This window comes from Streptomyces sp., from assembly GCF_035644915.1.
GTDB lineage: Bacteria > Actinomycetota > Actinomycetes > Streptomycetales > Streptomycetaceae > Streptomyces.
Map to the genome: position 1 here is coordinate 106,784 of NZ_DASQNP010000071.1, position 24,800 is coordinate 131,583.

The 24,800-nt window shown below is 73.7% G+C and carries 22 protein-coding genes and 1 riboswitch; of the genes, 17 read left to right on the forward strand and 5 right to left on the reverse strand.

Translation table 11 applies throughout. The annotated features are described in order from the left end of the window. Positions 1 to 76: 76 nt before the first annotated feature. Positions 77 to 186: riboswitch (glycine riboswitch) on the reverse strand. A gap of 186 nt (positions 187 to 372) precedes the next feature. The 12 genes from VE546_RS08290 to VE546_RS08345 all read left to right on the forward strand — a co-directional run bounded on the left by VE546_RS08290 (position 373) and on the right by VE546_RS08345 (position 12,661). Continuing rightward, a complete protein-coding gene (locus VE546_RS08290; RefSeq protein WP_414720426.1) occupies positions 373 to 1,020 on the forward strand; it encodes an AAA family ATPase in 648 nt (215 codons plus the stop codon). Between the two features lie 91 nt (positions 1,021 to 1,111). Continuing rightward, entirely contained in the window at positions 1,112 to 1,891 is a 780-nt protein-coding gene (locus VE546_RS08295; RefSeq protein ID WP_324920185.1) for an enhanced serine sensitivity protein SseB, read from the forward strand. Between the two features lie 198 nt (positions 1,892 to 2,089). After that, positions 2,090 to 2,860 (forward strand): enhanced serine sensitivity protein SseB C-terminal domain-containing protein, encoded by a 771-nt coding sequence (locus VE546_RS08300; RefSeq protein ID WP_324920187.1) that lies wholly within the window; start codon positions 2,090 to 2,092, stop codon positions 2,858 to 2,860. Between the two features lie 227 nt (positions 2,861 to 3,087). Further along, on the forward strand, positions 3,088 to 4,749 hold the full coding sequence (locus VE546_RS08305; protein WP_324920189.1) for an ABC transporter substrate-binding protein: 1,662 nt from the start codon (positions 3,088 to 3,090) through the stop codon (positions 4,747 to 4,749). A gap of 98 nt (positions 4,750 to 4,847) precedes the next feature. Beyond that, entirely contained in the window at positions 4,848 to 5,852 is a 1,005-nt protein-coding gene (locus VE546_RS08310) for an ABC transporter permease (RefSeq protein WP_324920191.1), read from the forward strand. Continuing rightward, positions 5,852 to 6,805 (forward strand): ABC transporter permease, encoded by a 954-nt coding sequence (locus VE546_RS08315; protein WP_324920193.1) that lies wholly within the window; start codon positions 5,852 to 5,854, stop codon positions 6,803 to 6,805. The genes VE546_RS08310 and VE546_RS08315 overlap by 1 nt, the downstream gene beginning before the upstream one ends. Positions 6,806 to 6,809: 4 nt before the next feature. Next, the gene (locus VE546_RS08320; protein ID WP_324920195.1) at positions 6,810 to 7,928 is read left to right on the forward strand and encodes an ABC transporter ATP-binding protein; all 1,119 of its coding nucleotides are present in this window, start codon (positions 6,810 to 6,812) and stop codon (positions 7,926 to 7,928) included. Further along, complete coding sequence (locus tag VE546_RS08325) at positions 7,925 to 9,001, forward strand: oligopeptide/dipeptide ABC transporter ATP-binding protein (RefSeq protein ID WP_324920197.1); 1,077 nt, start codon at positions 7,925 to 7,927, stop codon at positions 8,999 to 9,001. The genes VE546_RS08320 and VE546_RS08325 overlap by 4 nt, the downstream gene beginning before the upstream one ends. Before the next feature lie 145 nt (positions 9,002 to 9,146). Beyond that, the gene (locus tag VE546_RS08330; protein WP_324920199.1) at positions 9,147 to 9,800 is read left to right on the forward strand and encodes a trimeric intracellular cation channel family protein; all 654 of its coding nucleotides are present in this window, start codon (positions 9,147 to 9,149) and stop codon (positions 9,798 to 9,800) included. A 61-nt stretch (positions 9,801 to 9,861) separates the two neighbouring features. Continuing rightward, positions 9,862 to 10,695: a thioesterase family protein gene (locus tag VE546_RS08335; protein ID WP_324920201.1), complete on the forward strand. Its 834-nt coding sequence runs from the start codon at positions 9,862 to 9,864 to the stop codon at positions 10,693 to 10,695. 204 nt (positions 10,696 to 10,899) lie between these two features. Continuing rightward, the gene (locus VE546_RS08340; protein ID WP_324920203.1) at positions 10,900 to 11,376 is read left to right on the forward strand and encodes a DNA starvation/stationary phase protection protein; all 477 of its coding nucleotides are present in this window, start codon (positions 10,900 to 10,902) and stop codon (positions 11,374 to 11,376) included. A 115-nt stretch (positions 11,377 to 11,491) separates the two neighbouring features. Next, positions 11,492 to 12,661, forward strand: a complete 1,170-nt coding sequence (locus VE546_RS08345) for a cysteine desulfurase family protein (protein ID WP_324920205.1) — start codon at positions 11,492 to 11,494, stop codon at positions 12,659 to 12,661. Positions 12,662 to 12,724: 63 nt separating this feature from the next. Here the strand turns inward: VE546_RS08345 and VE546_RS08350 are convergent, their stop codons facing one another. Continuing rightward, complete coding sequence (locus VE546_RS08350; protein WP_324920207.1) at positions 12,725 to 13,345, reverse strand: N-acetylmuramoyl-L-alanine amidase; 621 nt, start codon at positions 13,343 to 13,345, stop codon at positions 12,725 to 12,727. A gap of 174 nt (positions 13,346 to 13,519) precedes the next feature. Here VE546_RS08350 and mnmA point away from each other — a divergent pair, with 174 nt between their 5' ends. Further along, positions 13,520 to 14,665 carry a tRNA 2-thiouridine(34) synthase MnmA gene (gene mnmA / locus VE546_RS08355; RefSeq protein ID WP_324920209.1) on the forward strand — a complete coding sequence of 382 codons (1,146 nt, stop codon included), beginning with the start codon at positions 13,520 to 13,522 and terminating at the stop codon, positions 14,663 to 14,665. Between the two features lie 46 nt (positions 14,666 to 14,711). On the opposite strand, the gene VE546_RS08360 is transcribed toward mnmA, so the two are convergent. The 3 genes from VE546_RS08360 to VE546_RS08370 form a co-directional block, all read right to left on the reverse strand. Next, entirely contained in the window at positions 14,712 to 15,254 is a 543-nt protein-coding gene (locus tag VE546_RS08360; protein WP_324920211.1) for an MOSC domain-containing protein, read from the reverse strand. Positions 15,255 to 15,371: 117 nt separating this feature from the next. Beyond that, complete coding sequence (locus VE546_RS08365) at positions 15,372 to 16,622, reverse strand: GNAT family N-acetyltransferase (protein ID WP_324920214.1); 1,251 nt, start codon at positions 16,620 to 16,622, stop codon at positions 15,372 to 15,374. A gap of 61 nt (positions 16,623 to 16,683) precedes the next feature. Next, complete coding sequence (locus VE546_RS08370) at positions 16,684 to 17,475, reverse strand: SDR family oxidoreductase (protein WP_324920216.1); 792 nt, start codon at positions 17,473 to 17,475, stop codon at positions 16,684 to 16,686. 440 nt (positions 17,476 to 17,915) lie between these two features. Here VE546_RS08370 and VE546_RS08375 point away from each other — a divergent pair, with 440 nt between their 5' ends. Then, positions 17,916 to 18,755, forward strand: coding sequence for a class I SAM-dependent methyltransferase (locus VE546_RS08375; RefSeq protein WP_324920218.1), 840 nt, complete (start codon positions 17,916 to 17,918; stop codon positions 18,753 to 18,755). 7 nt (positions 18,756 to 18,762) lie between these two features. Here VE546_RS08375 and VE546_RS08380 read toward each other — a convergent pair whose 3' ends face one another. Continuing rightward, positions 18,763 to 20,613: an NAD-binding protein gene (locus tag VE546_RS08380; RefSeq protein WP_324920248.1), complete on the reverse strand. Its 1,851-nt coding sequence runs from the start codon at positions 20,611 to 20,613 to the stop codon at positions 18,763 to 18,765. A 175-nt stretch (positions 20,614 to 20,788) separates the two neighbouring features. Here VE546_RS08380 and VE546_RS08385 point away from each other — a divergent pair, with 175 nt between their 5' ends. The 3 genes from VE546_RS08385 to ligA are packed head-to-tail and all read left to right on the forward strand — an operon-like array spanning position 20,789 to position 24,695. Continuing rightward, positions 20,789 to 21,478: an SDR family oxidoreductase gene (locus VE546_RS08385; protein ID WP_324920219.1), complete on the forward strand. Its 690-nt coding sequence runs from the start codon at positions 20,789 to 20,791 to the stop codon at positions 21,476 to 21,478. Beyond that, positions 21,475 to 22,500, forward strand: coding sequence for a methionine synthase (locus VE546_RS08390; RefSeq protein ID WP_324920221.1), 1,026 nt, complete (start codon positions 21,475 to 21,477; stop codon positions 22,498 to 22,500). The genes VE546_RS08385 and VE546_RS08390 overlap by 4 nt, the downstream gene beginning before the upstream one ends. Before the next feature lie 20 nt (positions 22,501 to 22,520). Beyond that, positions 22,521 to 24,695 (forward strand): NAD-dependent DNA ligase LigA, encoded by a 2,175-nt coding sequence (ligA, locus tag VE546_RS08395; RefSeq protein WP_324920249.1) that lies wholly within the window; start codon positions 22,521 to 22,523, stop codon positions 24,693 to 24,695. Positions 24,696 to 24,800 lie beyond the last annotated feature (105 nt).

Consider the following 24,800-nt stretch of genomic DNA (forward strand, 5'->3'; position numbering starts at 1 on the left):
CCACCGGTCCGCGCGGGCGGACCACGGCTTGCACCTTGGGTGGGGCGCCCCGCGGGCGCCCGCTTTTCAGATCTGCCTCGTCCACGCGGTATCGGGGCCTGAGAGATTCAAGGGAGGACTTGCTCCTTCGGCGCCCCGGCACCCGCCCTGACCTGCGACTGCCGGGAACTCTCCCGCGCGGACTCGAGCGGCCGGTATGCAGTTGGCGCGCTCATCATCGCACGCCCCGCACGCCTGTGGTCAGGCCGGATGTGCATCGGTGGAAAAGGTGTCGGGGAATTCACCGCGGGTAGTCGCCTTGTCCGCCGTCATCCTTCTTGACACGCTCTGGGTGATGCCGCGGGCGCGTGGCCGGAGCGGGGAGGCACAGCAGTGAGCAGCCTGGAGAGTGCCTGTGCGGCACAGAGCGGGGCGGTGCCCCGGCAGACGCCCGTGTCCGCGCGGTCCGGCGGACGCGATCTGCGCGGGACCGCGGCCGTGCGGGTCCTGCGCTTCCGGGCGGGGGACCGGGTGGTCGTCTCCGGGCTGCCCGGCAGCGGCAAGTCCACCCTGATCCGGCGCGTGGTGGCCGCCCACGAGACGGTGATCCGGATCGACTCCCAGGACATGCGGGAGCGCTGGGAGCGGCGGCTGCCCGCCTGGCTGCCGTACGGCGTCTACCGCCCCCTGGTCCGGATCGCGCACTACCTCGCGCTGTGGCGGGCCCTGGCCTCGGGCGCCGGCGTGGTGGTGCACGACTGCGGCACCCAGAGCTGGGTGCGCCGCTGGCTGGCCCGGGACGCGCGGCGGCGCGGGCGGGCCCTGCACATGGTGCTGCTGGACGTGCCGCCGCAGGTGGCGCTGAGCGGGCAGGCGCAGCGGGGGCGCGGGGTGTCGGCGTACGCGTTCGCCCGGCACCGGCGTGCGGTGGGACGCCTGGTGGCGGACGTGGAGGCGGGCCGGCTGCCCCGGGGCTGCGTCTCGGCGGTGCTGCTGGACCGTACGGCGGCCGGGGCGCTGCGCGGGATCGTCTTCGGATAGCGCCCGGGGCGGGGACGGGGGCGGAGACGGGGGCGGGGCGGTGGAGGACGGGAAGGACCGCCGTCCGCCGGGTTGCGGATAGGGTTTTCGCATGACCATCCCGCACCAGTACGGACCGGGGCACGGCGGCGGCTGGCCCGGCAACGAGCTGGAGGAGACCCTCGCCGCCTCGGTCGGCGTCCCCGGGGCGGGCCCCCGGCTGCTGGAGGTGCTCGGACGCAGCAGCCTGTGGGTGCCGCTGCCCGAGGGCGGCGGACCGGACAGCCCGAACCTCGACCTGCCGACCGTACAGCTCGACGGGGCGCCGTACGTCCCCGTCTTCAGCTCCGAGCAGCAGTTCCTGCAGTGCGCCGGCTCGCACCTGCCCTTCGCCATCGCGCCCGCCCGCGAGTTCGCCCGCGGCCTGCCGCCGCAGGTCGGCATCGTGATCAACCCCGAGGGCACCGTGGGCGCCCCGCTGCCCCCGGCCGCCGTGGCCGAGCTGTGCCGCGAGGGCGGCGCCGCTGGGGTGCCGGGCATGGCGACCGGCGCCCGGGTCCGGCTCTTCGAGCCGGACTGGCAGGAGGAGCCGGTGGACTTCCTGGCCGCGGCGGCCGGGGAGTTCGCGGTGCTGCCCCCGGTGCGCACCGCGCGCCGCGGCCTGGCCAGCATCGAGGGCGATCCGCCCGCGCTGTTCGTCGGCGTGGAGCTGGACCTGCTGGACCCGGAGTCACGGGCGGCGGCGCACGACGCCCTGGGCCGGGCGCTGGGCCGGGAGCCGGTGCGGTGGCCGGTGCAGATGGTGCTGCTGGACGCGGCGCAGGACCCGGTCGTGGACTGGATGCGGCAGTGCGTGCGCCCCTTCTACACGCGCGAGGACCGGCCGTACTGAGGCGGTGCCGGGGCGGTGCCGGATCCGCCCCGGGTCCGGCGGTGAACCCGCCGCCGGACCCGGCCTTCTGAGTACCCGCGCGGCGGGGCCCTGAGTAGCCGGTCGCTGTCGGACACGGACCGTAAGCTGGTTGGATGTCGGGGCGGGACGCGCGCGCGGCCCGGTGCAGGAGACCGAAGTCGAGAAGGGGCGGCCCACGTGAGCGCGGGTGGAAGCGTTGAGCAGCTGCTGCACCAGGTGGCGCCCGGGCGGTACGACACCTACGAAGCGCTGCTGCACGCCCTCGCCGAGGGCCGGTTGTGGATGCTGCTCTGGCACGGCCGGGCCGGTTCCCCCGACGCCCAGTACGGGAACATGGAGGTCGCCGGGCACGGCTACGCCCCGTGCGTGACCTCCGAGCGGGAGCTGGCGGCCTCCGGCTGGACCAGGGGGCACGAGGTGGTCGGCGGCCGGGAGGTCGCCGCCGCCCTCTTCCCCGACCGCTGGGGGCTGTGGCTCAACCCGCACGCGCCGGGCGGCGGCGTCGGGGTGCCCTGGCTCGACCTGCGCCGGATCGCCGGCGGGCTGGACCGGCTGCCCGCCGGGCCGCTGCGCATCAGCGAACCGACCGTGCAGGTTCCGCACTTCTACGCCCAGCTCGTGCAGAACGCCCACCGCACGCCCGCCGTGCGGACCCTGCGCCGCGCCTGGGTGCAGCCCGCGCTGGGGGCGCCGTACCTGGTGATCGGGCTCGACCTGTACGACAGCGGGCCGCCGGCCGTGGAGTCGGTGCGGTCGATGATGCAGCAGTGCGTCGCCGCCGTGCCGGACGGGCTGGCGGTCTCCACGGTCGCGATGTCGGACGAGTACGACCCGGTCGCCATGTGGCTGCGGGCCAACGCCCGTCCCTTCTTCGACCGCGACGCCCACGGCGGAGCGGCCCCGGTGACCACCCCCGGGCACGGATACGGCTACCCCCGCCCCTACTGACGCGCTTCCCGCCCCTTGCCGCCGGGCCCGGCCGGGCCCGGTGACCGGCGTTCGCCGCCGCCCGGGGATTTCATCTGAGTTGCCGTCAAATGTCCTGCGATATCGCCGTTCAGCGGTACGGTCTCAGGTCTATATCACCGACATGCGGACAGTTCCCACGGTTGGTTGGGCGCAGTACTGTTCGGGCGACCATGCAGTCTGACCGTCACCGACCCCTGAGGTGGAACATGCGAAGAACCGGTTCCAGGGTCGTCCAGACGATCGCGGCCACCCTCGCGGTTGGTGTGATCGCCACTGGATGCGCCAGTGAACGAGGCAAGGACGACGGAGGGGGAGACACCTTCGTCTTCGGCGCCGCGGGCGACCCGGGCTCCCTGGACCCGGCGCTGGCGAGCGACGGTGAGACGTTCCGGGTCACCCGCCAGGCGTTCGAGGCGCTGATCGAGCACGAGCCGGGCGGCACCAAGCTGGTCGGCGGCCTCGCCGAGTCGTGGGAGAGCAACGAGGCGGGCACCGCGTGGACCTTCAAGCTCCGCAAGGGCGTGAAGTTCCACGACGGCGAGAAGCTGACCGCCGAGGCGGTGTGCAAGAACTACGACCACTGGTTCAACTGGAAGGGCACCTACCAGAACAGCGCGGTCTCCTACTACTGGCAGACCATCTTCGGGGGCTTCGCCAAGAACGAGAGCAAGGAGACCCCCAAGGCGAACTACAAGAGCTGCACCGCCGAGGACGAGCTGACCGCCGTCATCGAGGTGCACGAGCCCTCCGCCAACCTGCCGGGCGGCTTCTCCCTCCAGGCGCTCGCCATCCACTCGCCGAAGGCGATAGCCGCCTACGAGAAGCAGGAGGCGACCGGCGAGGAAGACGCCATCACCTACCCCAAGTACAGCCAGGAGGCCGGCACGGTCGCCGGCACCGGCCCGTTCAGGATCGTCGAGTGGGACAAGGGCAACAAGGAAGTCACCCTTGAGCGCTTCGACGACTACTGGGGCGAGAAGGCCAAGGTGGACAAGCTGGTCTTCCGCACCATCGCCGACGAGTCCGCGCGCCGCCAGGCGCTGCAGGCGGGCAACATCCACGGCTACGACCTGGTCGCGCCCTCGGACGTGAAGACCCTGGAGAAGGAGGGCTTCCAGGTCCCGGTCCGCGGCGTGTTCAACATCTTCTACCTGGGCTTCACGCAGGAGGCGAACAAGGCCCTGAAGAAGAAGGAGGTCCGCCGGGCCATCGCGCACGCGATCGACCGGGAGAACATCGTCAAGACGCAGCTCCCGGAGGGCGGCAAGGCGGCCACGCAGTTCGTGCCGGACACCGTGGACGGCTATTCGGACGACGTCGCCACCTACCCGTTCGACACGGCCAGGGCCAAGAGCCTGCTGAAGAAGGCCGGTGCGGCGAACCTCAAGCTCGACTTCTGCTACCCGACCGAGGTGACGCGTCCTTACATGCCCGCTCCGGCGGACATGTTCGAGCTGATGAAGGCCGACCTGGAGAAGGCCGGCATCAAGGTCAACCCCAAGCCGATGAAGTGGGCCCCGGACTACCTGGACGCCACCGAGAACGGCTCGTGCGCCCTGCACATGCTGGGCTGGACCGGTGACTTCAACGACGCCTACAACTTCATCGGCACCTGGTTCGGCGGCTACGACAAGCAGTGGGGCTTCCGCGACGACAAGGTCTTCGACGCCATGAAGGCCGCCGAGTCCGAGCCGGACGCCACCAAGCGGGTGGAGCTGTACAAGAAGGCCAACGAGGTCATCATGGACTACCTGCCGGGTGTCCCGATCTCCTCCTCCCCGCCGTCCATCGCGTTCGCCAAGGACGTCAACCCGCCGAAGGTCTCCCCGCTGACGCAGGAGAACTTCGCCGAGGTCTCCTTCAAGTAAACGCATGATCGCGCAGGTCCGCCCGGCCACCGCATCCCCGTGGCCGGGCGGACCTGGCTATGAGCACCAGAGGAAACCAAGGAAAGGGGCATCGCGGGGTGTTGCGTCTCGTCGCACGAAGACTGCTGCAGCTCATACCCACCCTGCTGGGCCTGTCGATTCTGCTGTTCATCTGGCTGAACCGACTGCCCGGCGGACCCGCCGCGGCCATGCTCGGAGAACGGGCCACCGCGGCCGACAAGGCGCGCATCGAGGCCGCCCTCGGGCTGGACCAGCCGGTGTGGGTCCAGTACGGCCGCTTCATGAAGCGGCTCTTCCAACTGGACCTGGGCGTCTCGACCCAGACCGGTCAGCCGGTGTGGGACGAGTTCGCCCGGCGGTTCCCCGCCACGGTGGAACTGGGCATCTCGGCCATGATCATCGCCATCGCCGTCGGCGTCCCGCTGGGCTACTTCGCCGCCCGCCGGCGCGGGAGCTGGCTGGACGTGACCGCGGTGTCCGGATCCCTGGTGGGCATCTGCATCCCGGTCTTCTTCCTGGCCTTCATCCTCAAGGCGGTCTTCGCCGTCCAGCTCGGCTGGTTCCCCAGCTTCGGCCGGCAGACCACCGGCATCGACGCCACCGAGGTCACCGGCTTCTACGTCCTGGACGGCATCCTCACCGGCGAGTTCGACGCCTCCTGGGACGCGATCACGCACCTGGTGCTGCCCGCGCTGGCGCTGTCGTCGATCCCGCTGGCCATCATCACCCGCATGACCCGGGCCAGCGTGCTGGAGGTGCTCGGCGAGGACTACGTGCGCACCGCCGAGTCCAAGGGCCTGAGCCGGGCGGTGGTGCGCGGCCGCCACGTGCTGCGCAACGCGCTGCTGCCGGTGGTCACCGCCATCGGCCTGCTCACCGGCGGCCTGCTGTCGGGAGCCGTGCTCACCGAGTCGGTCTTCGCCTTCGGCGGCATCGGCTCGTTCATCAAGACCGCCATCGACGAACGCGACTACCCGGTCCTGGTGGGCTTCATCATGTTCATCGCGGCGGCCTACGTCGTCATCAACCTGCTGGTTGACCTGGCCTACAGCCTCATCGATCCGAGAGTGCGGGTGCATTGATGAGCACCAAGACCGACAAGATCGACCGGCTCGCGGAGCTCACCGCCGCCACCGAGACCTCCGCGGGCGCCAGCCTGTGGGTCGAGGCCTGGCGTCGGCTGCGGGCCAGCAAGATGGCCGTCATCGGCGCGGCCATCATCGGTGTGTTCGTGGTGGTCGCGATCGTCGGCCCGTGGGTCGCCCCGTACAGCCCCACCGCGCAGACCTGGCGCGGCGAGGTCTTCTCCAACCAGAACATCTTCGTCGGCCCCCGCGCCGAGAACTGGCTGGGCCTGGACCACCTGGGCCGCGACGAGTTCTCCCGGATGCTGGTGGGGGCGCGGCAGACGCTGCTGGTCGGCATCGTCGCCACGCTGCTGGGCTTCACCGCGGGCGCGCTGATCGGCGGGGCCTCCGGGGCCGCCCTGGTCCTGGGCGGCAGGACCGGACGCCGGATCGACACCGTCGTGATGCGCGTCATCGACATCATGCTGGCGCTGCCCTCGCTGCTGCTGGCCGTGTCCGTCGCGGCGATCCTGGGCCAGTCCCTGACCACCGTGATGATCGCGGTCGGGGTGGTGCAGATCCCCGTGTTCGCCCGGCTGCTGCGCGGCGCGATGCTCGCGCAGGGCGGCGCGGACTACGTGCTGGCCGCCCAGGCGCTGGGCGTACGCAAGCGGCGCATCGCGCTGGGGCACGTCCTGCCCAACTCGCTGAGCCCGGTGATCGTCCAGGCGACGCTGAGCCTGGCCACCGCCATCATCGAGGCCGCCGCGCTGTCCTACCTCGGCCTGGGGAACCCGGACGCCGCCGTTCCGGAGTGGGGGGTCATGCTGGCCCAGGCGCAGCGCTTCTTCGACAGCGCACCGATGCTCGCGGTCTACCCCGCGCTGGGCATCATCATCACCGCCCTCGGCTTCACCCTGCTGGGCGAGGCGATGCGGGAAGCCCTCGACCCGAAACTGCGGAGTTGATCACATGGCCCTGCTTTCCGTGGACGAACTGACCGTCACCTTCACCGGTCGCGGCCGGCGCGACGTGAAGGCCGTGTCGGGAGTGTCCTTCGACGTCGACCAGGGTCAGGTGGTGGGCCTGGTCGGGGAGTCGGGCTGTGGCAAGAGCGTCACCTCGCTGGCCCTGATGGGACTGCTGCCCAGGCGGGGGGTGACGGTCGGCGGCCGGGCCGGGTTCGACGGCACCGACCTGCTGTCCCTGAGCCCGGGGAAGATGCGCGACCTGCGCGGCTCCCAGCTCGCGATGATCTTCCAGGACCCGCTGTCCTCGTTGAACCCGGTGGTGCCCATCGGGGTCCAGGTCACCGAGATCCTGGCCCGGCACCGGGGGCTGAAGGGCGAGGCCGCCCGGAAGGAGGCCGCCGGCCTGCTGGACCGGGTGGGCATCCCGGACCCCACCCGGCGGCTGAAGGAGTACCCGCACCAGCTCTCCGGCGGCATGCGGCAGCGGGCGCTGATCGCGATGGCGGTGGCCTGTGCGCCGCGCCTGCTCATCGCCGACGAGCCGACCACCGCCCTGGACGTGACCATCCAGGCGCAGATCCTGGAACTGCTCAAGGAACTGGTGGACCAGCAGGGCACCGCCCTGCTGATGATCACTCACGACCTGGGCGTGGTCGCCGGCCTGTGCGACCAGGTCAACGTGCTGTACGCGGGCAAGGTGGTGGAGTCCGCCGAGCGCCGGGAGCTGTTCGCGGCGCCGACCCACCCGTACGCCCACGGGCTGCTGGGCTCCATCCCCCGGCTCGACGCGCCGCGCGGCGAGCCGCTGAAGCCGATCCGGGGGTCCATCAACGACACGATCGCCTGGGACGACGGCTGCGCCTTCGCGCCCCGGTGCGACCACTACACCCTCCGGTGCCTGGAGGGAGCCCCCGCGCTGGGCGAGCCGCGCACGCCCGGGCACCAGGTGCGGTGCGTGAACCCGGTGTTCTCCGGAGGGGTGGACGAGCTGCGCAGGACGGCGCTGGAGCCCGACGTGGCCGAGGTGTCCGAGGCGGTCGGCGCGGCCGGCAGGGCCGACGGGGCCGGCAAGGCCGACAGGACCGACGCCGACGGGGCCGACAAGGAGGCTGGAGCATGAGCCTGCTCGAACTGAACGGTGTGAAGGTCCACTTCCCGGTGCGGAAGGGGATTCTCTTCGACCGCACGGTCGGCCACGTCTACGCCGTCGACGGGGTCTCGCTCTCCGTCGAGGCCGGCCAGACGTACGGGCTGGTGGGCGAGTCGGGCTGCGGCAAGACCACGCTGGGCCGGGCGATCCTGCGGCTGGTGGACATCACCGACGGCGAGGTCGTCTTCGACGGCACCGACCTGGCGAAGCTGCCGGGTGAGGAGATGCGCCGCTTCCGCCGCCGGCTGCAGATGGTCTTCCAGGACCCGCTCGGCAGCCTCAACCCCCGGCAGAACATCGAGTCGATCCTCTCCGAGGGGATGGCGGCGCACGGCATCGGGGCGGACCAGGAGGAGCGCCGGGAGCGGATCCGGGAGATCCTGGCGAAGGTCGGCCTGCCGGCCAACGCGCTCTCCCGCTACCCCCACGAGTTCTCCGGCGGCCAGCGGCAGCGCATCGGGATCGCCCGGGCGCTGGTGCTCGAACCGGACGTGATCATCTGCGACGAGCCGGTCTCCGCGCTGGACGTCTCCATCCAGGCGCAGGTGATCAACCTGCTGGAGGAGCTCCAGGAGGCCATGGGCCTGACCTACGTGGTCATCGCCCACGACCTGGCCGTGGTGCGGCACATCTCCGACGTCGTCGGGGTGATGTACCTGGGCTCGCTGGTGGAGGAGGCGCCCAGCGACACGCTGTACGCCGAGCCCCGCCACCCGTACACCAGGGCGCTGATGTCGGCCGTGCCGGTGCCCGACCCGGAGGTGGAGGACCACCGGGAGCGCATCCTGCTCACCGGCGACCTGCCCTCCCCGGCCGACCCGCCGGCCGGCTGCCGCTTCCACACCCGCTGCCCGTGGAAGCAGGAGAAGCTCTGCGCGACCGACCGCCCCGAGCTGCGGGACCTGGGCGGCGGGCACCGGGTCGCCTGCCACTACGCGGAGCAGATCGCCGACGGCACGCTCCTGCCCTCGCAGAACTCGGCCACGGTGGTCCCGCCCCCGGCCTCCGGGCGGGAGGAGCCGGAGGCCGCCGCGGCGACATGAGCCCCGCGGCGGCCGGGTGACCCCGCCGCCCTCCCCGCTCCCGTCCGCGCCCGGCACCGGGCGCGGACGGGGAGCGGTCCGGGGAGCGGTGCGAGGGGGTGCCCCGCACCGCTCCCGCCACATCCGCGCCTGCTACAACCGGGGCGTGGATCTGTTCAGCTCTACCGTCCAGCACTGGCTCGACCTGGCCGGGATCTTCGTCTTCGCGATCTCCGGCGCCCTGCTCGCCGTCCGCAAGAACTTCGACGTCGTCGGCATGACGGTGCTCGCCGGGGTCACCGCGCTGGGCGGCGGACTGCTGCGGGACCTGCTGATCGGGGCCGTGCCCCCGGCGGCCCTCACCGACCTGGGCTACCTGCTGACCCCGCTGGCCGCCACGGCGCTGGTGTTCTTCCTCCACCCGCAGGTGGAGCGGATCAACCGGGCGGTGATGGTCTTCGACGCGGCGGGCCTGGGCCTGTTCTGCGTCACCGGCACCGTCAAGGCGTACGAGTACGGGCTCGGCCTGACCGCCTCGGTCGCCATGGGGCTGGCCACGGCCGCGGGCGGTGGCGTACTGCGCGACGTGCTGGCCAACGAGGTGCCCTCCCTGCTGCGCTGGGACCGCGAGATCTACGCCGTCCCGGCCGTCGTCGGGGCGACGGCGGTGGTGCTGCTGATCCGGGCCGAGCAGCTCACCGCGGTGACCAGCGGGCTGGCCGCCGCCCTCGCCTTCGTCCTGAGGCTGCTGGCCCTGCGCTACGGCTGGCGCGCGCCGCGGGCCTGGCGCCGCCGCAGCCAGAGCGCCGAGGAGGCGTGAGCGAACGGGGGGCCGAGCCCTGGCTACCCGCCAGTAACAAAAGCCTGTACGGTGTACTCCCATGACCGAGGCAACCATCGGTGCCAGCGCGTTCGACCGCGACACGGCCGTCATCCCGCGGGGGGAGGGCGTCTTCGACGCCGAGCTCTCCGCCGAGTGGACCATCGGGCACGCCGTCAACGGCGGCTACCTCCTCGCCCTGCTCGGCCGCGCCCTCGGCGACACCCTGCCGCACCCCGATCCCTTCACCATCACCGCGCACTACCTCACCGCCTCCCGGCCCGGCCCGGCGACCGTGCGCACCTCCACCGTCCGCACCGGCCGCACCCTGTCCACCGGCACCGCCTCCCTCCTCCAACGGGACGAGGAGGGGCGGGAGGTCGAGCGCATCCGCGTCCTGGCCTCCTACGGCGACCTGGCCGCGCTGCCCGACGACGTCCGCACCAGCGCCAAGCCGCCGCAACTGCCGCCGTACGAGCACTGCCTCGGGGCCGAGGACGGCATGGACCCGGCGGCCGTCCCGCCGATCACCCGCCAACTCGACCTGCGCCTGGACCCGGCCACCGCCGGCTGGGCGGTGGGCGCGCCCGGCGGACGGGGTGAGATGCGCGCCTGGTTCGGCCTCGCCGACGGCCGCGACCCCGATCCGCTCGCCCTGCTGCTGGCCGTGGACGCCCTGCCGCCCACCGCGTTCGAACTGGGCCTGTCCGGCTGGGTCCCCACCGTGGAGCTGACCGTCCACGTCCGCTGCCGCCCGGCCCCGGGCCCGCTGCGGGTGTCGGTCACCACCCGCAACCTGGCCGGCGGCTTCCTGGAGGAGGACGCGGAGGTCTGGGACGGCCAGGACCGCCTGGTCGCCCAGTCCCGCCAGCTCGCCCGCGCCCCGCTGGGCTGATCCGCGCCCGCCGCCCGCGTCCCGCGCCCGCCGCATGCGCCGGGCGCGGCCGGGCACACGTACGACGTCGCCGACGCCCCTCCCCGGACCTCCCGGGGAGGATGCGGGCGCACGGGAGTGGGGGGACACCTCACGGGTAGCCTGGAAAGGGACAAACAGGGCAAATAGCACAACCGCAGCAAGAGAAGCGAAGGTGGTCAACGGATGTACGCCGTGAAGAGCACACTGCCCGATCAGGACCTCAAGATCGTCGGCGAGGCGCTCCAGGGCGCGCTGGTCGACCTGATCGACCTGTCGCTGGTGGCCAAGCAGGTCCACTGGACCGTGGTCGGGCCGCGTTTCCGCTCCATCCACCTCCAGCTCGACGAGGTCGTGGAGACCGCGCGCACCTACACCGACACCGTCGCCGAGCGCGCCTCGGCCCTGGGCCTGGCCCCCGACGGCCGCGCCGCCACCGTCGCCGCGGGCACCGGCATCACCAGCGTGAACAGCGGCTGGCACAAGGACGACGACGCCGTCCAGGTCCTGGTGGGGGCCCTGGCCGCCGTGGTGAACCGGATGCGCGAGCGCATGTCGGCGACCGGCCCGGTCGACCCGGTGACCGAGGACATCTTCATCCAGCTCACCGGCGACCTGGAGAAGCACCACTGGATGTTCCAGGCCGAGAACGGCACCGCGTGAGCGGACGCCGCGGGCTCGTCCCTCCCGGATGAGGGGCGCACAAGGGCGAGGACCGGCCGACCTGGCCGGTCCTCGCTCTCGTGCCCCCCGCAGCGGCTCGTAGAATCGGGGAACCATGGCCTACCTCGACCACGCCGCCACCACCCCCATGTTCCCGGAGGCGGTGCAGGCGATGACCGCCCACCTCGGCCTCACCGGCAACGCCTCCTCCCTCCACGCGGCGGGGCGGCGGGCCCGGCGCACCGTGGAGGAGGCCCGCGAGGCGCTCGCCGCGGCGCTGGGGGCGCGGCCGAGCGAGGTGGTCTTCACCTCCGGCGGCACCGAGGCCGACAACCTCGCCGTCAAGGGCCTGTACTGGGCCCGGCGCGCGGCCGACCCCGCCCGCGTGCGCGTCCTGGCCAGCCCCGTCGAGCACCACGCGGTGCTCGACGCCGTCCACTGGCTCGCCGACCACGAGGGCGCCCGCGTCGAGTGGCTGCCCGTCGACGGCCACGGACGGGTGCACCCCGAGGCGCTGCGCGAGGCGATCGAACGCGACCCCGGCGACGTGGCGCTGGCCACCGTGATGTGGGCGAACAACGAGATCGGCACCGTCCAGCCCGTCGCCGCCCTCGCCGCCGTGGCGAACGGGTTCGGCGTCCCCCTGCACGCGGACGCGGTCCAGGCCGTCGGCCAGGTCCCGGTGGACTTCGCGGCCTCGGGAGTGGCCGCGATGACGGTGAGCGGCCACAAGATCGGCGGCCCGTACGGCATCGGGGCGCTGCTGCTGGGCCGGCAGTGGACCCCCACCCCGCTGCTGCACGGCGGCGGCCAGGAGCGCGACGTGCGCTCCGGCACCCTCGACGTCCCCGCCGTCGCCGCCTTCGCGGTCGCCGCGAGGCTGGCCACCGAGCGGCGCGAGGAGTTCGCCCGGGAGATCGGCGCGCTGCGGGACGCCCTGGTCGCGGCCGTGCGCGAGGCGGTGCCGGACGCCGTCCTGGGCGGCGACCCCGACCCGGCCGGACGCCTGCCCGCCAACGCGCACTTCTCCTTCCCCGGCTGCGAGGGCGACTCGCTGCTGCTGCTCCTGGACGCCCAGGGCATCGAGTGCTCCACGGGCTCGGCCTGCACGGCCGGGGTCGCCCAGCCCAGCCACGTGCTGCTGGCCACGGGCACCGACCCGGACCTGGCCCGGGGCACCCTGCGCTTCTCGCTCGGCCACACCTCCACCAAGGACGACGTGGACGCGGTGGCGGCGGCCATCGGACCTGCCGTGGAGCGGGCCCGCGGCGCCGGACTGAGCTGAGCCGGGCCGAGCCGAGCCGGGCCGAGTCGCCCGGGCCCGCCCGGCGGACGGCCCCCGCGGACGTCACACGGCGCGCACCATGCGCAGGTAGCGGTCCCAGTCCCAGTACGGGCCGGGATCGGTGTGGTCGGTGCCGGGGACCTCGTGGTGGCCCACGATGTGCTCGCGGTCCTTCGGGATGCCGTACCGGTCGCATATCCCGGCGGTCAGCGCGGCCGACGCCCGGTAGGTGGCGTCGGTGATGGTCCCGGCGCGCTCCACGTAGCCCTCGTGCTCGATGCCGATGCTGCGCTCGTTGTACGCGCGGTTGCCCGCGTGGTACGCCACGTCCAGCTCCCGGACCATCTGCGCCACGTGCCCGTCGGAGGTGCGCACCACGTAGTGGGCGGCGGCGCGGTGGGAGGGGTCCTGGAAGACCTTCACGGCCACCGGGTAGCTGCCCTGGATGACGTGGATCACCACCCGGTCGATGGTGTAGTCGTACGGCCGGTCGGCCCGCCGCCAGTTCGCCCCGGAGGCCGGTATCCACTCCGCGCCCGGATGGTCCACCTCGCCCTCGGTGCGCGGCCGGTCCACACCCGGCGCCCGCCACCACAGCCGGGACGCCTCGTCGCGGGCCGTGTAGCCGATCGCGCCCAGTCCCACCGCCGTACCGCCGATCAGCAGGGCGCGGCGGCTGACCACCGGCCGGCCCGTACGGCTTCCCGCCCGGCCCCCCGGGGCCCTTCTGTGGGCTTCTCTTTCGCTCACGCGTCGCACAACGCGCGGGGGAGCCCCCGCGGTTCCGCCGGCCCCGGCGGCCGGGCCGCGGAGACCGCCCGTGCCCCACCGCACGCGGCGCCGTACCCTGGGAGCGCTATGACTGACACGCCGCACGCGCCGAACCCCGCGCCCCGCCTCCGCGTCCTCGCCGCCATGTCCGGCGGCGTCGACTCCGCCGTCGCCGCCGCCCGCGCGGTGGAAGCGGGGCACGACGTCACCGGCGTCCACCTCGCCCTGTCGGCGAACCCGCAGTCCTTCCGCACCGGCGCCCGCGGCTGCTGCACCATCGAGGACTCCCGCGACGCCCGCCGCGCCGCCGACGTCATCGGCATCCCCTTCTACGTGTGGGACCTCGCCGACCGCTTCCGCCGCGACGTGGTGGAGGACTTCATCGCCGAGTACGAGGCGGGCCGCACCCCCAACCCGTGCCTGCGCTGCAACGAGAAGATCAAGTTCGCGGCGCTGCTGGACAAGGCCCTGGCCCTGGGCTTCGACGCGGTGTGCACCGGCCACTACGCCACCATCGTGGTCCGCGAGGACGGCACCCGCGAGCTGCACCGCGCCGCCGACGCCGCCAAGGACCAGAGCTACGTCCTCGGCGTGCTCGACGAGCGGCAGCTCGCCCACGCCATGTTCCCCCTCGGCGACACCCCCACCACCAAGGAGGAGATCCGCGCCGAGGCCGAGCGCCGCGGCCTGGCCGTGGCCCGCAAGCCCGACAGCCACGACATCTGCTTCATCGCCGACGGCGACACCCAGGGCTTCCTCGCCCGGCACCTGGGCACCGCCGAGGGCGACATCGTGGACGAGGACGGCAACCGGCTCGGCACCCACTCCGGCGCGTACGGCTTCACCGTCGGCCAGCGCAAGGGGCTGCGCATCGGCCACCCCGCCCCCGACGGCAAGCCGCGCTACGTCCTGGACATCTCCCCGGTGGACAACACCGTCACCGTCGGCCCCGCCTCCTCCCTGGACGTGGTCGCCCTCACCGGCATCCGCCCCCGCTGGTGCGGCACCCCGCCCACCGGACCGGGCACCTACACCGCCCAGCTCCGCGCCCACGGCGGCGAGACCGAGGTGACGGCGGAGCTGGTGGGCGACGAACTGCGCGTCACGTTCACCGAGCCGGTCCGCGGCGTCGCCCCGGGCCAGGCGATCGTCCTCTACGACGGCACCCGCGTCGTCGGCTCGGCCACCATCGCCACCACCGTGCGCCGGGGCAAGACCGCCGCCACCGCCTGACGGCGGCCCGGCGGCGGGCCCGGTCCCCCGGGGCCGCGGCGGAGGGTCAGACCCGCTCCAGGGGCCGGTGCGGTCCGTCCGGCAGTTCGACCTCGATCGGGTCGCCGGGGCGCACCACGCCGCCGGTCCTCACGACGCTCATCACCCCGGCCTTGCGGACGACGTTGCCGTCCCCGTCGCGGCCGACGACCTGCTTCAGCAGGCCCGGCCGGAAGTTCTCGATCTGCAGGCAGGGGTTGCGCAGCCCGGTGAGTTCCACGACCGCCTCGTCGCCGATGCGCAGCAGCGTGCCCGTGGGCAGGCCGAGCAGGTCGATGCCGCGGGTGGTGATGTTCTCGCCGAGCTGCCCCGGCCGCACGTCGAACCCCGCCTCGCCGACCTCGTCGAACAACTCCTGGTGCATCAGGTGCACCTGACGCAGGTTCGGCTGGGTGGGGTCCTTGGCGACGCGCGAGCGGTGCCTGACCGTCACCCCGGCGTGGACGTCCCCTTCCACCCCGAGCCCGGCGAGCAGCGTGATGCCGTCCCGGTTCGGCTTGGTGAACGAGTACGTGCCGTTGCTGCTGACTGCCGTGACCGTTGCGCCCATCGGGCGGCCCCCTCGTCCGTGGCGCCGATGCCGTCGAATGCCGCCGGCGCCGTCCTGCCAGGAGCCTAGCCCCGCCTCCCGCCGCCGCGAAGGGGCCGGACGGCGGGGGCACGGGGCTCAGTACAGGGGGAACGCCCAGCCCCCGGGGTAGAAGGGCTCCCGGTCGCCGCGGAAGGCGCGCGTGGCGCGGGCCAGCGCGCCCGGCCGCAGCTCCCGGACCAGGCCCGCGGCCGCCAGGGACGCCAGCGTCGTACCGCCCAGGAAGGCCGCGCCCAGCTCGGCCGGGGTCAGCCGCAGGTCGGCGGGCGCCGTGGTGCGCTCGCAGGTCACCGCGTCGCCGTCGGCCCGGAGGCGGTGGCGCCCGGTGTTCCACGGGCAGAAGTCGTCCTCGACCTCCAGGACCAGGTCCAGTGGGGCCGGGTAGCGGCGCCCCGCCAGGGCCCGGCCGACGTCGACCGGCCGCACCCACAGCCGGTCGACCACGGTCGAGCGCACCGCCCGCGCCTCCACCAGCAGGTGCGGCAGCGGCTCGTCCACCGCGCCCTCGTACTCGATCCACGGCACCAGGTCGATCCCCGCCAGGAAGCGCCACAGCGCGGCGTACGCCGGGAGCGAGAGCGCCGCCAGCTCCTCGACCCGAACGGCGCTGGCGCTGCCGCCCGCCGCGTCCCATGCCGCCTTGTGCCGGTAGAGGACGTAGCCGGTGGCCCGGCCGTCCGGCTCCCGGTGCACGGCGAAACGCAGCGAGGTCGCGCCCTCGCGCGCGTGCGGCTCGTCGAACAGGCGGACGGTCCAGTGGCTGTCGTCCCGGTCGGGCCAGCCGACCGAGCCGCTCCGGACCCGGTCGTAGACCTCCTCTATCAGGGGGCGGGCCCGGGCGCGGTCCACCAGGCGGACGGTCCCGTCGCCGAAGTCCGTTCCGGGGCGGAAGCGCAGGGCACTCCGCTCGCAGCGGAGCAGGCTCCCCCGCGTGGCGGGGCCGAAGCCGAAGCGGCCGTAGATCGCGGCCTCGGTGGGACGCAGCGCGGCGACCGGCTCGTCGCCGCGCTCGTACACCTCGGTCAGCAGCCGGCGCATCATCGAGGTGAGGATGCCGCGGCGCCGGTGGGTGGGGGCCACCCCGACGGAGGCGACGCCCGCGACCGGCATGACGGCCCCCGGGACCGTCAGCAGGCGGGCGTAGACGGACGCGCCGCCCACGGGCGTGTCCCCGTCGAAGGCGGCGACGGTGCGGTCCAGTGCGGTGGCGGCGCGCTGGTTGGCGATCTCCTCGGCGGTCCGGTCGGCGCCGTAGGTGTCGGCGATCATGCGGGCCCAGGCACCGAACTCGCCGTCGGTGACGGGACGGAGCGGATAGGGATCGGTCATCTTGCCCGTTCTAGCCGGTGCGCGGTGGCCGTGCGACCGGTTTTCGGGGTCCGCGGGGCGGTTACGCGCCGCCGTCGAGCGGCAGGACCGCGCCGGTCAGGTAGGCCGCGTGCGGACTGGCCAGGAACGCCACGAGGTCGGCGCACTCGCGGGGGCGGCCGAGGCGGCCGACGTCGTTGGAGCCGAAGGCGGCGACGGCCTTCGGTTCGATCTCCTCCAGGGTGTCCCCCCAGCCGTACCGCCTGCCCGCGTCGAGCAGCATGTTCTCCACGGGCGGGGTGATGAAGCCGCCCGCCGCCACCGCGTTCGAGGTCACGCCGGAGTGCCGCAGCTCGCGTGCGAGGGATCTGGTGAGGTTGTTCCGGGCCGCGTTGGTCGCGGCGTAGTGGGGATAGTCCGCTGCGGGCAGCTCGCCGACGACGCTGCTGATCTGGATCACCCGTCCCCAGCCGCGCTCGCGCATGCCGGGGACGAAGCGCCGGATCATGCGCACGGCGGAGATGACGTTGACGTTGTAGACCTCGGCCCACGCCTCGGGCGGGGCGGTGTCCCACCCCACCGTCACGTCGTAGGTGCCGGCGTTGTTGACGAGGATGTCGACGGGGGCCCCGCTCCCGGCGACCGCGGCCCGGACCGCGTCGGCGCCGGCGTCCGTGGCCAGGTCGCCGATCGCGGTGGTGGCGTCGCCGCCGCTGTCGCGGATGGACCCGGCCACCGCCTCGGTCCTGGCCTCGTCGCGCCCGTGGACGACGACGGAGGCGCCCTCGGCGGCCAGCACCCTGGCGATCTCCGCACCGAGCCCGCTGCTGGCTCCGGTCACCAGGGCCCGTCTGCCGCCGAGTCGCAGATCCATGCGCCGCTTCCTTCCGGGGGTCGGAGGTGGAGTACCGCATCCGATGGTGGGGCGGCGGCAGGGGGCCGCCAAGTGCGGAAACCGGCCACGGACGGCCCCGGCCCGCCACCGGGCACCCCGGTGGCGGGCCGGGACGGGCCACGTCCGTCTCGCCCGCCCCGTCGGCGGCCCCTCCCGTTCCGCCGCCCTCAGCCGCTCCAGGAGGGCGGGCGGGCCCCGGGGGCCGGGCCGCGGACGGGCCGCGACGGCCCCCGTGCGGGGGGCGGGACTCGGGACGTGCGGGGCGGGCCGCCCCCGGACGGCCCAACGCCCGTCACCCGTTCGGAGCGGTGGACGTGCGCCGCGCGGCGGGCCCGCCCATACTTGGCGCCACCGGCCGTCACCCGGAAGACCACGTGAACGGCCATGCGAACGACCATTCGAGCACTGCGGAGATGCCCATGGGGGCCGAGACCTCTTCCGACACCAGGCGCTCCGAGTCCAGGCTCTCCCGGAACCGGGCCAGCCTCGCCCACAAGGTGCGCTACGCGATCGGACACCCCGAGAAGGTGCCCGCCCACCTGCGCCGGGCCGCCCGGGACGCCTGGCTGCGGGCGAGGCACCGCGACCACATCGCGTACTACCGGGCCGTGATGGCCTCCGACGCCGCCCGCAGCCCGGAGGCGGCCGTCGGCGGCAGGCCGTCGACCGAGCGCTGGCTGGCGATCGGGCAGCTCCAGTTCGACTACCTGGTCGGGCACGGGCTGCGGCCGGAGGACCGGATGCTGGAGATCGGCTGCGGCAACCTGCGGGCGGGCCGGCTGTTCATCGACCACCTGGAGCCCGGCCACTACTACGGCATCGACATCTCGCCCGACATCCTCATCGAGGCCAAGCGGACCGTCGTGCGCTACGGCCTCCAGCACAAGCTGCCGTACCTGACCATCGCCGACAACCTGACCTTCGACTTCCTGCCCGAGGGGTACTTCACGGTCGTCCACGCGCACAGCGTCTTCTCCCACTCGCCGCTGCACGTCATCGACCAGTGCCTGGAGAACGTGGGGCGCATCCTCGCGCCGGGCGGCTTCTTCGACTTCACCTTCGACCGCACCGAGGGCCGCGAGCACCACGTGCTGCGCGAGGACTTCTACTACCGCACCGAGACGCTGACCGGTCTCGCGGCCCGCCACGGTCTCGAAGCGCGCTTCATGGACGACTGGGAGCGTCTCCCGCACGGCCAGTCCAAGATCCGCGTCACCCACCCGGCGCGGGACCGGGCGGAGGAGCGCGACCCCGCCTGACGGTCCCTCAGGACGCGGGGGAGGGGACGCCCGCGGCCGCGCCGCGCGGGTCGCCGCCCGCCAGCAGGACGCCCAGGCCCTCGCGGGTGGCGGCGACCACCACGCGGTCGCCCGCCGTCATCAGGTAGCCGTCGTGCAGCCGCCAGGCGAGGTCGCCGGTGACGGTGTACGTGGAGAAGGAGCGCAGGTCGGCCCGGCGGCGGTCGGGCGGAGCGGTGTCCAGGGCGAGGATCCGCCAGGCGCCGGGGCGGAACGCCTCCCCGACGGTGCGGCCCTCCAGCAGCCGGTTGCCCGCCACCGACACCGCGGCGAAGACCAGCACCCGGCGGCCGACCGGTATGGCGCCCAGTACCTGACGGCCCATCATGGCGCCGGCGAAGGCCGGGGCCGCCAGCGCCGAGACGCTGCGGCTGCGGGTCTGCGCCCCGGGGTGGGTGTCGCGCAGCGTGCGGTAGACCGTGGCGGCGAACTCGTCGTCGAACAGCCGCATCACCACCCGCAGGCCGGGGTGGACCTGGCGGGCGTAGAGCACGGCCTCCAGATTGGTGCCGCTGTCGCTGGTGAGGGCCAGCAGCGCGCGGCTGCGCGCGATCCCGGCCTCCTCCAGCACGCCGTCCTCGGTGACGTCCGCGACCAGGGTCGGCACCCGTCGCGCCCGGGCCGCGGCGATGCCCCGGGCCTCGGGGTCGCGCTCGATGCACACCACCGGGATGCCCAGCTCCAGCAGCCGGTCCAGCACCCTGGTGCCGACCTTGCCCAGGCCGAGCAGGACGACGTGCCGCTCGATCCCGCGCGGCGGGGGCGGCAGGGCGGCCGCCTGGCGGAAGGTGCCGTAGCTCTCCAGGACGACGGCGAACAGCAGGGGCAGCAGCGCCGTCCCGGCCAGCGCGCCCAGCAGTTGCAGGACCTGCTCCCCGGTGGAGCCCTCCAACGCCGGCTCGTTGATCGACAGGACGTTGAGCAGCGTGACGTACGCGGCGTGCAGGGGCAGTTCGCGGGTGACGTACCAGTTGGCCGCGGCCAGCAGCACCACCACGGCGGTGAGCCCGGCCAGCGAGGCCCGCAGCCGCCGGGAGAAGAAGGTGCCCACGGGCAGCCGCGGCACGCGGGCGGCGGGGGCGCCCGGCCGGTCGGGACGGCGGGTTATCGCCTCCAGCACGACCGTGCCGCGCTCGGGCGGCAGGCCCTCCAGGTCGCGCGGGTCGGGCAGCAGGACGGGGCCGTCGCGGTCGCCGGGGGCGCCGTAGACGTCGCCCTCGCCGGCGTCGGGCGCGTCGGGCAGCAGCGCCAGGGTGCACAGCGGGTCGCTGCGGTCGGCGGTGCCGATGGTGCGGTCCTTGGCGCGCAGCAGCAGCCCGTCCGCCTGGATGATCTTGTCGCTGCCGACCACCGCCGCCGCCACCAGGGAGGGGGCCGCGGTGTCGGCGTCGGAGAGCACGGTGGTGGAGGCGTCCACGGCCACCTGGTCCAGGCCGGGGACGCGGGCGGCGATCGTACGGTCGAGCAGGTCCTCCAGGTAGCGGCCGAGGGTGCGGTTGAACATCCGGATGACCAGGCGCAGTTCGGGGTTGATGCGCCGGGCGCGCAGCGCGGCGTGGATGTTGAGCTGGTCGTCGCCGGAGGTCAGCGCCAGCGCGGCGGCCGTCTCGACGCCCGCCGCGCGCAGGGCGGCGTCGTCCGGCACCTGCGCCTCCACCGCCCGCACCTCCAGCCGCGGATCGCCGACCAGCGCGGCGATCTGCGGGCCCTGGTCGCCGCCGCGCAGCGAGGGCAGCACGACGGTGACCCGCTGGCCGTAGACGGAGGCCAGTTCCCGCACCAGCCGCAGGGCCAGGGAGTTGTCGCCGCAGACGACCATGTGGCCGGACCGGTCCGCGCCCGGCCCGTCGCCCGGCGGTGCGGGCGCCGGGACGCGGCCGAGGGAGCGGGCGGGCTCGGGGATCGCGGGGGTGGAGGCGGCCATGGACGGCATTGGACCACGTCGGGCGGCGCCGCGCCCGCCGCCGCGGAGAGCGGATGGGACGATGGAGTCCATGGGAACGCATGTGATCACCGGGGCGGGCTCCGGCATCGGAGCCGCGGTCGCCGAGCGGCTGAGCGAGCGCGGCGAGGAGTTGTGGCTGCTGGCGCGGAACGCGGGGCGCGCGAAGGAACTGGCCGAGCGCTTCCCCGGCGCCCGCACCCTCGTCGGCGACCTGGCCGAGCCCGAACGCCTGTCGTGGGCGCTGTCCCACCAGGAGCTGCCGCAGCGGGTGGACTCCCTGCTGCACGTCGCCGGGGTCGTGGAACTCGGCGGGATCGGGGAGCTGACCCCGAAGATCTGGAACGCCACCCTGGCGGTCAACCTGGTCGGCCCGGCCGAGCTGACCCGGCTGCTGCTGCCCCAGCTCCGCCTGGCGCGCGGCCACGTGGTCTTCGTCAACTCCGGCGCGGGCCTGGACGCCCACGCCGACTGGGGCGCGTACGCGGCCAGTAAGCACGGCCTGAAGGCGCTCGCCGACTCGCTGCGCGCGGAGGAGAAGGCCAACGGGGTGCGCGTCACCTCCGTCTACCCCGGCCGCACCGCCACGCCGATGCAGGCCAAGGTGCACCGGCAGGAGGGCAGGGCGTACGACCCGGAGCGCTGGATCGCCCCCGGGTCGGTGGCCACCACCATCCTGACGGCCCTCGACCTGCCCGCGGACGCGGAGATCACCGACCTGAGGGTGAGGCCGTCGGCGTGACCGGGCACGTGTGGGGAACGGGCGCCGCCACCGGGATCGGATCGATGCCCGGCACGGACGCCCGGGAGGCGGCCAGGATCGTCACCGGCACCCTGGAACAGCTCCCGTACCTGCCGGAGCTGCCCGCGCGCGGCCCCGGCGCGGACATGATCGGGCGGACGGCCGGGCTGCTGGTGGAGCTGTACGCGCGCCTGGAGCCCAGCGGCTGGCGGGTCGGCGACGCGCCCGGACGCGACACGCGGCGCGCCCGGTCCTGGCTGGGCGAGGACCTGGACGCGCTGGAGGAGTTCGCCCAGGGCTACTCCGGGGCGCTGAAGGTCTCCGCCGTCGGGCCGTGGACGCTGGCGGCGTCGCTGGAGCGCCGCAACGGCGAGGCCATGCTCGGCGACGCCGGCGCCTGCCGCTACCTGGCCGGATCCCTGGCCGAGGGGCTGCGCGGCCACCTCGCCGAGGTGCGGCGGCGGGTGCCGGGCGCGACGGTGGTCCTCCAGCTCGACGAGCCGTCGCTGACCGCGGTGCTGACCGGGCGGGTGCCCACCGCCAGCGGGTACCGCACCCACCCGGCGGTGGACCGGGCCGTCGTGGAGCAGGCGCTGCGCGAGGTGATCGGGGCGGCCGGGGAGGCGACCGGGGGCGGCCCCGTGGTGGTGCACTCCTGCGCGCCCGGGGTGCCCATCGCGCTGCTGCGGCGGGCGGGCGCCGCCGGGATCTCCCTCGACCTCTCCCTGCTCACCGAGCGTGACGACGAGGCGGTCGGCGAGGCGGTCGAGGGCGGCACGGCGCTCTTCGCGGGGGTCGTGCCCGGCGCGGGGACCGACCCGGCGGCACTGTCAGACCCCGGCGGTAGCGTCATGGGGGTCAGGACGCTGTGGCGCAGGCTGGGGCTGTCCCCGGAGCTGCTGGCGCGGTCGGTGACGGTCACCCCCGCCTGCGGGCTGGCGGGCGCCTCACCGGCGTACGCGCGGGCCGCGCTCGCGCACTGCGTCCGGGCCGCACGGTCCCTCGAGAACGACCCTGAGTAACGGAGGCAGGTTTCGTGGAGATGAAGAGCCCGGACAGCGCGGCGCGCGAGAGGCACGCCCGGCTGGCTCAGGAGATCGAGGAGCACCGCTTCCGGTACTACGTGACCTCCCCCGTCATCAGCGACGCCGAGTTCGACGCCCTGATGCGCGAGCTGCAGGAGCTGGAGGCCGAGTACCCGGAGCTGGCCACGCCCGACTCGCCCACCCAGAAGGTCTCCGGCTCCTACGAGACGGAGTTCACCGCCGTGGAGCACCGCGAGCGGATGCTCTCCCTGGACAACGCCTTCGACGACGCCGAGCTGGACGCCTGGGCCGACCGGATCGCGCGCGAGCTGGGCGACGTGCCGCACCACTTCCTGTGCGAGCTGAAGGTGGACGGCCTCGCGGTGAACCTGACGTACGAGCACGGCAGGCTGACGCGCGCCGCGACCCGGGGCGACGGGCGCACCGGCGAGGACGTCACGCCCAACATCCGCACCATCGCCGACGTCCCCGAGCGGCTGAGCGGCGAGCGGGTCCCGGAGCTGGTGGAGATCCGCGGCGAGGTGTTCATCCCCATGGAGCGCTTCGAGGAGCTGAACGCGCGGCTGGTCGAGGCGGGCAAGCCGGCGTTCGCCAACCCGCGCAACGCGGCGGCCGGTTCGCTGCGCCAGAAGGACCCCAGGGTCACCGCGGAGCGCCCGCTGCACATGGTGGTGCACGGCATCGGCGCCCGGAAGGGCTTCGACATCGACCGGCTCTCGCACGCGTACGAGCTGCTGCGCGAGTGGGGGCTGCCGACCTCAACGCACGCCAGGGTGGTCGACTCGATCGAGGGCGTGCGGGAGTTCATCGCGCACTACGGCGAGCACCGCCACTCGGTGGAGCACGAGATCGACGGGGTCGTCGTCAAGCTGGACGAGATCCCCCTCCAGGGACGCCTGGGCTCCACCTCGCGGGCGCCGCGCTGGGCCATCGCCTGGAAGTACCCGCCGGAGGAGGTCAACACCAGGCTGCTGGACATCAAGGTGAGCATCGGCCGCACCGGGCGGGCCACGCCGTTCGCCGTGGTGGAGCCGGTGACGGTGGCGGGCTCGGAGGTGGAGTTCGCCACCCTCCACAACCAGGACGTGGTGAAGGCCAAGGGCGTGCTGATCGGGGACACGGTCGCGCTGCGCAAGGCGGGCGACGTCATCCCCGAGATCCTGGGTCCGGTGGCCGACCTGCGGGACGGCACCGAGCGGGAGTTCGTGATGCCCGCCGACTGCCCCGAGTGCGGCACCCCGCTCAAGCCCGCCAAGGAGGGCGACGTCGACCTGCGTTGCCCCAACGCCCGTTCCTGTCCGGGGCAGTTGCGGGAGCGGCTGTTCTACCTCGCGGGCCGCAAGTGCCTGGACATCGAGCACTTCGGGTACGTGGTGGCCACCGCGCTCACCCAGCCGCTGGAGCCGGCCGAGCCGCCGCTGAAGGACGAGGGCGACCTGTTCGACCTCACCCTGGAGCGGTTGCTGCCCATCAAGACCCACGTCCTGGACCCGGACAGCGGCCTGCCCAAGCGGGATCCCAAGACCGGCGAGGAGAAGGTCGTCACCCTCTTCGCCAACCGCGAGGGCAAGCCGAAGAAGAACACCCTGGCCATGCTGGAGAACATCGAGGCGGCCAAGGAGCGCCCGCTGGCCAGGATCATCACCGGGCTGTCGATCCGCCATGTCGGCCCGGTGGCGGCCGAGGCCCTGGCCCGGGAGTTCCGCTCGCTGGACCGGATCGCCGCGGCGTCCGAGGAGGAGCTGGCGGCCACCGAGGGGGTGGGCCCGACCATCGCCGCGTCGCTCAAGGCGTGGTTCGCCGAGGACTGGCACCGCGAGATCGTGGAGAAGTGGCGGGCCGCCGGGGTCCGGATGGAGGAGGAGGCCGGCGAGGAGCAGGGGCCCCGCCCGCTGGAGGGCGTCACCGTCGTCGTCACCGGCACCCTCCGGTCGTACACGCGAGATGGCGCAAAAGAGGCGCTGCAGAGCCGAGGAGCGAAAGTGACCGGTTCTGTTTCAAAAAAGACCGGATTTGTTGTGGCGGGAGAGAGTCCTGGATCGAAATATGACAAGGCCGTGCAGTTGAAGGTGCCCATCCTGGACGACGACGGTTTCGCCGTCCTGCTCGAACAGGGCCCCGACGCGGCACGGCGGGTCGCCGTCGCCCCGGCCGAGGCCCCCGCGGAGTAGCGGCTGCGGTTACCGGCGGTCAACTGCCCCTTCACGGAGTGCCGTTGGTGAGTGATGACGCGGATCCGCGCGGCGCTTATCAGACGGACGCGATCGACCGGTCGG

Bases quoted from the DNA above. Each gene is read 5' to 3' on its own strand.
- VE546_RS08295 (WP_324920185.1), top strand. From the start codon at position 1,112: ATGACCATCCCGCACCAGTACGGACCGGGGCACGGCGGCGGCTGGCCC.
- VE546_RS08305 (WP_324920189.1), top strand. From the start codon at position 3,088: ATGCGAAGAACCGGTTCCAGGGTCGTCCAGACGATCGCGGCCACCCTC.
- VE546_RS08315 (WP_324920193.1), top strand. From the start codon at position 5,852: ATGAGCACCAAGACCGACAAGATCGACCGGCTCGCGGAGCTCACCGCC.
- VE546_RS08320 (WP_324920195.1), top strand. From the start codon at position 6,810: ATGGCCCTGCTTTCCGTGGACGAACTGACCGTCACCTTCACCGGTCGC.
- VE546_RS08325 (WP_324920197.1), top strand. From the start codon at position 7,925: ATGAGCCTGCTCGAACTGAACGGTGTGAAGGTCCACTTCCCGGTGCGG.
- VE546_RS08335 (WP_324920201.1), top strand. From the start codon at position 9,862: ATGACCGAGGCAACCATCGGTGCCAGCGCGTTCGACCGCGACACGGCC.
- VE546_RS08340 (WP_324920203.1), top strand. From the start codon at position 10,900: ATGTACGCCGTGAAGAGCACACTGCCCGATCAGGACCTCAAGATCGTC.
- VE546_RS08345 (WP_324920205.1), top strand. From the start codon at position 11,492: ATGGCCTACCTCGACCACGCCGCCACCACCCCCATGTTCCCGGAGGCG.
- mnmA (WP_324920209.1), top strand. From the start codon at position 13,520: ATGACTGACACGCCGCACGCGCCGAACCCCGCGCCCCGCCTCCGCGTC.
- VE546_RS08360 (WP_324920211.1), bottom strand. From the start codon at position 15,254: ATGGGCGCAACGGTCACGGCAGTCAGCAGCAACGGCACGTACTCGTTC.
- VE546_RS08365 (WP_324920214.1), bottom strand. From the start codon at position 16,622: ATGACCGATCCCTATCCGCTCCGTCCCGTCACCGACGGCGAGTTCGGT.
- VE546_RS08370 (WP_324920216.1), bottom strand. From the start codon at position 17,475: ATGGATCTGCGACTCGGCGGCAGACGGGCCCTGGTGACCGGAGCCAGC.
- VE546_RS08375 (WP_324920218.1), top strand. From the start codon at position 17,916: ATGGGGGCCGAGACCTCTTCCGACACCAGGCGCTCCGAGTCCAGGCTC.
- VE546_RS08380 (WP_324920248.1), bottom strand. From the start codon at position 20,613: ATGGTCGTCTGCGGCGACAACTCCCTGGCCCTGCGGCTGGTGCGGGAA.
- VE546_RS08385 (WP_324920219.1), top strand. From the start codon at position 20,789: ATGGGAACGCATGTGATCACCGGGGCGGGCTCCGGCATCGGAGCCGCG.
- ligA (WP_324920249.1), top strand. From the start codon at position 22,521: ATGAAGAGCCCGGACAGCGCGGCGCGCGAGAGGCACGCCCGGCTGGCT.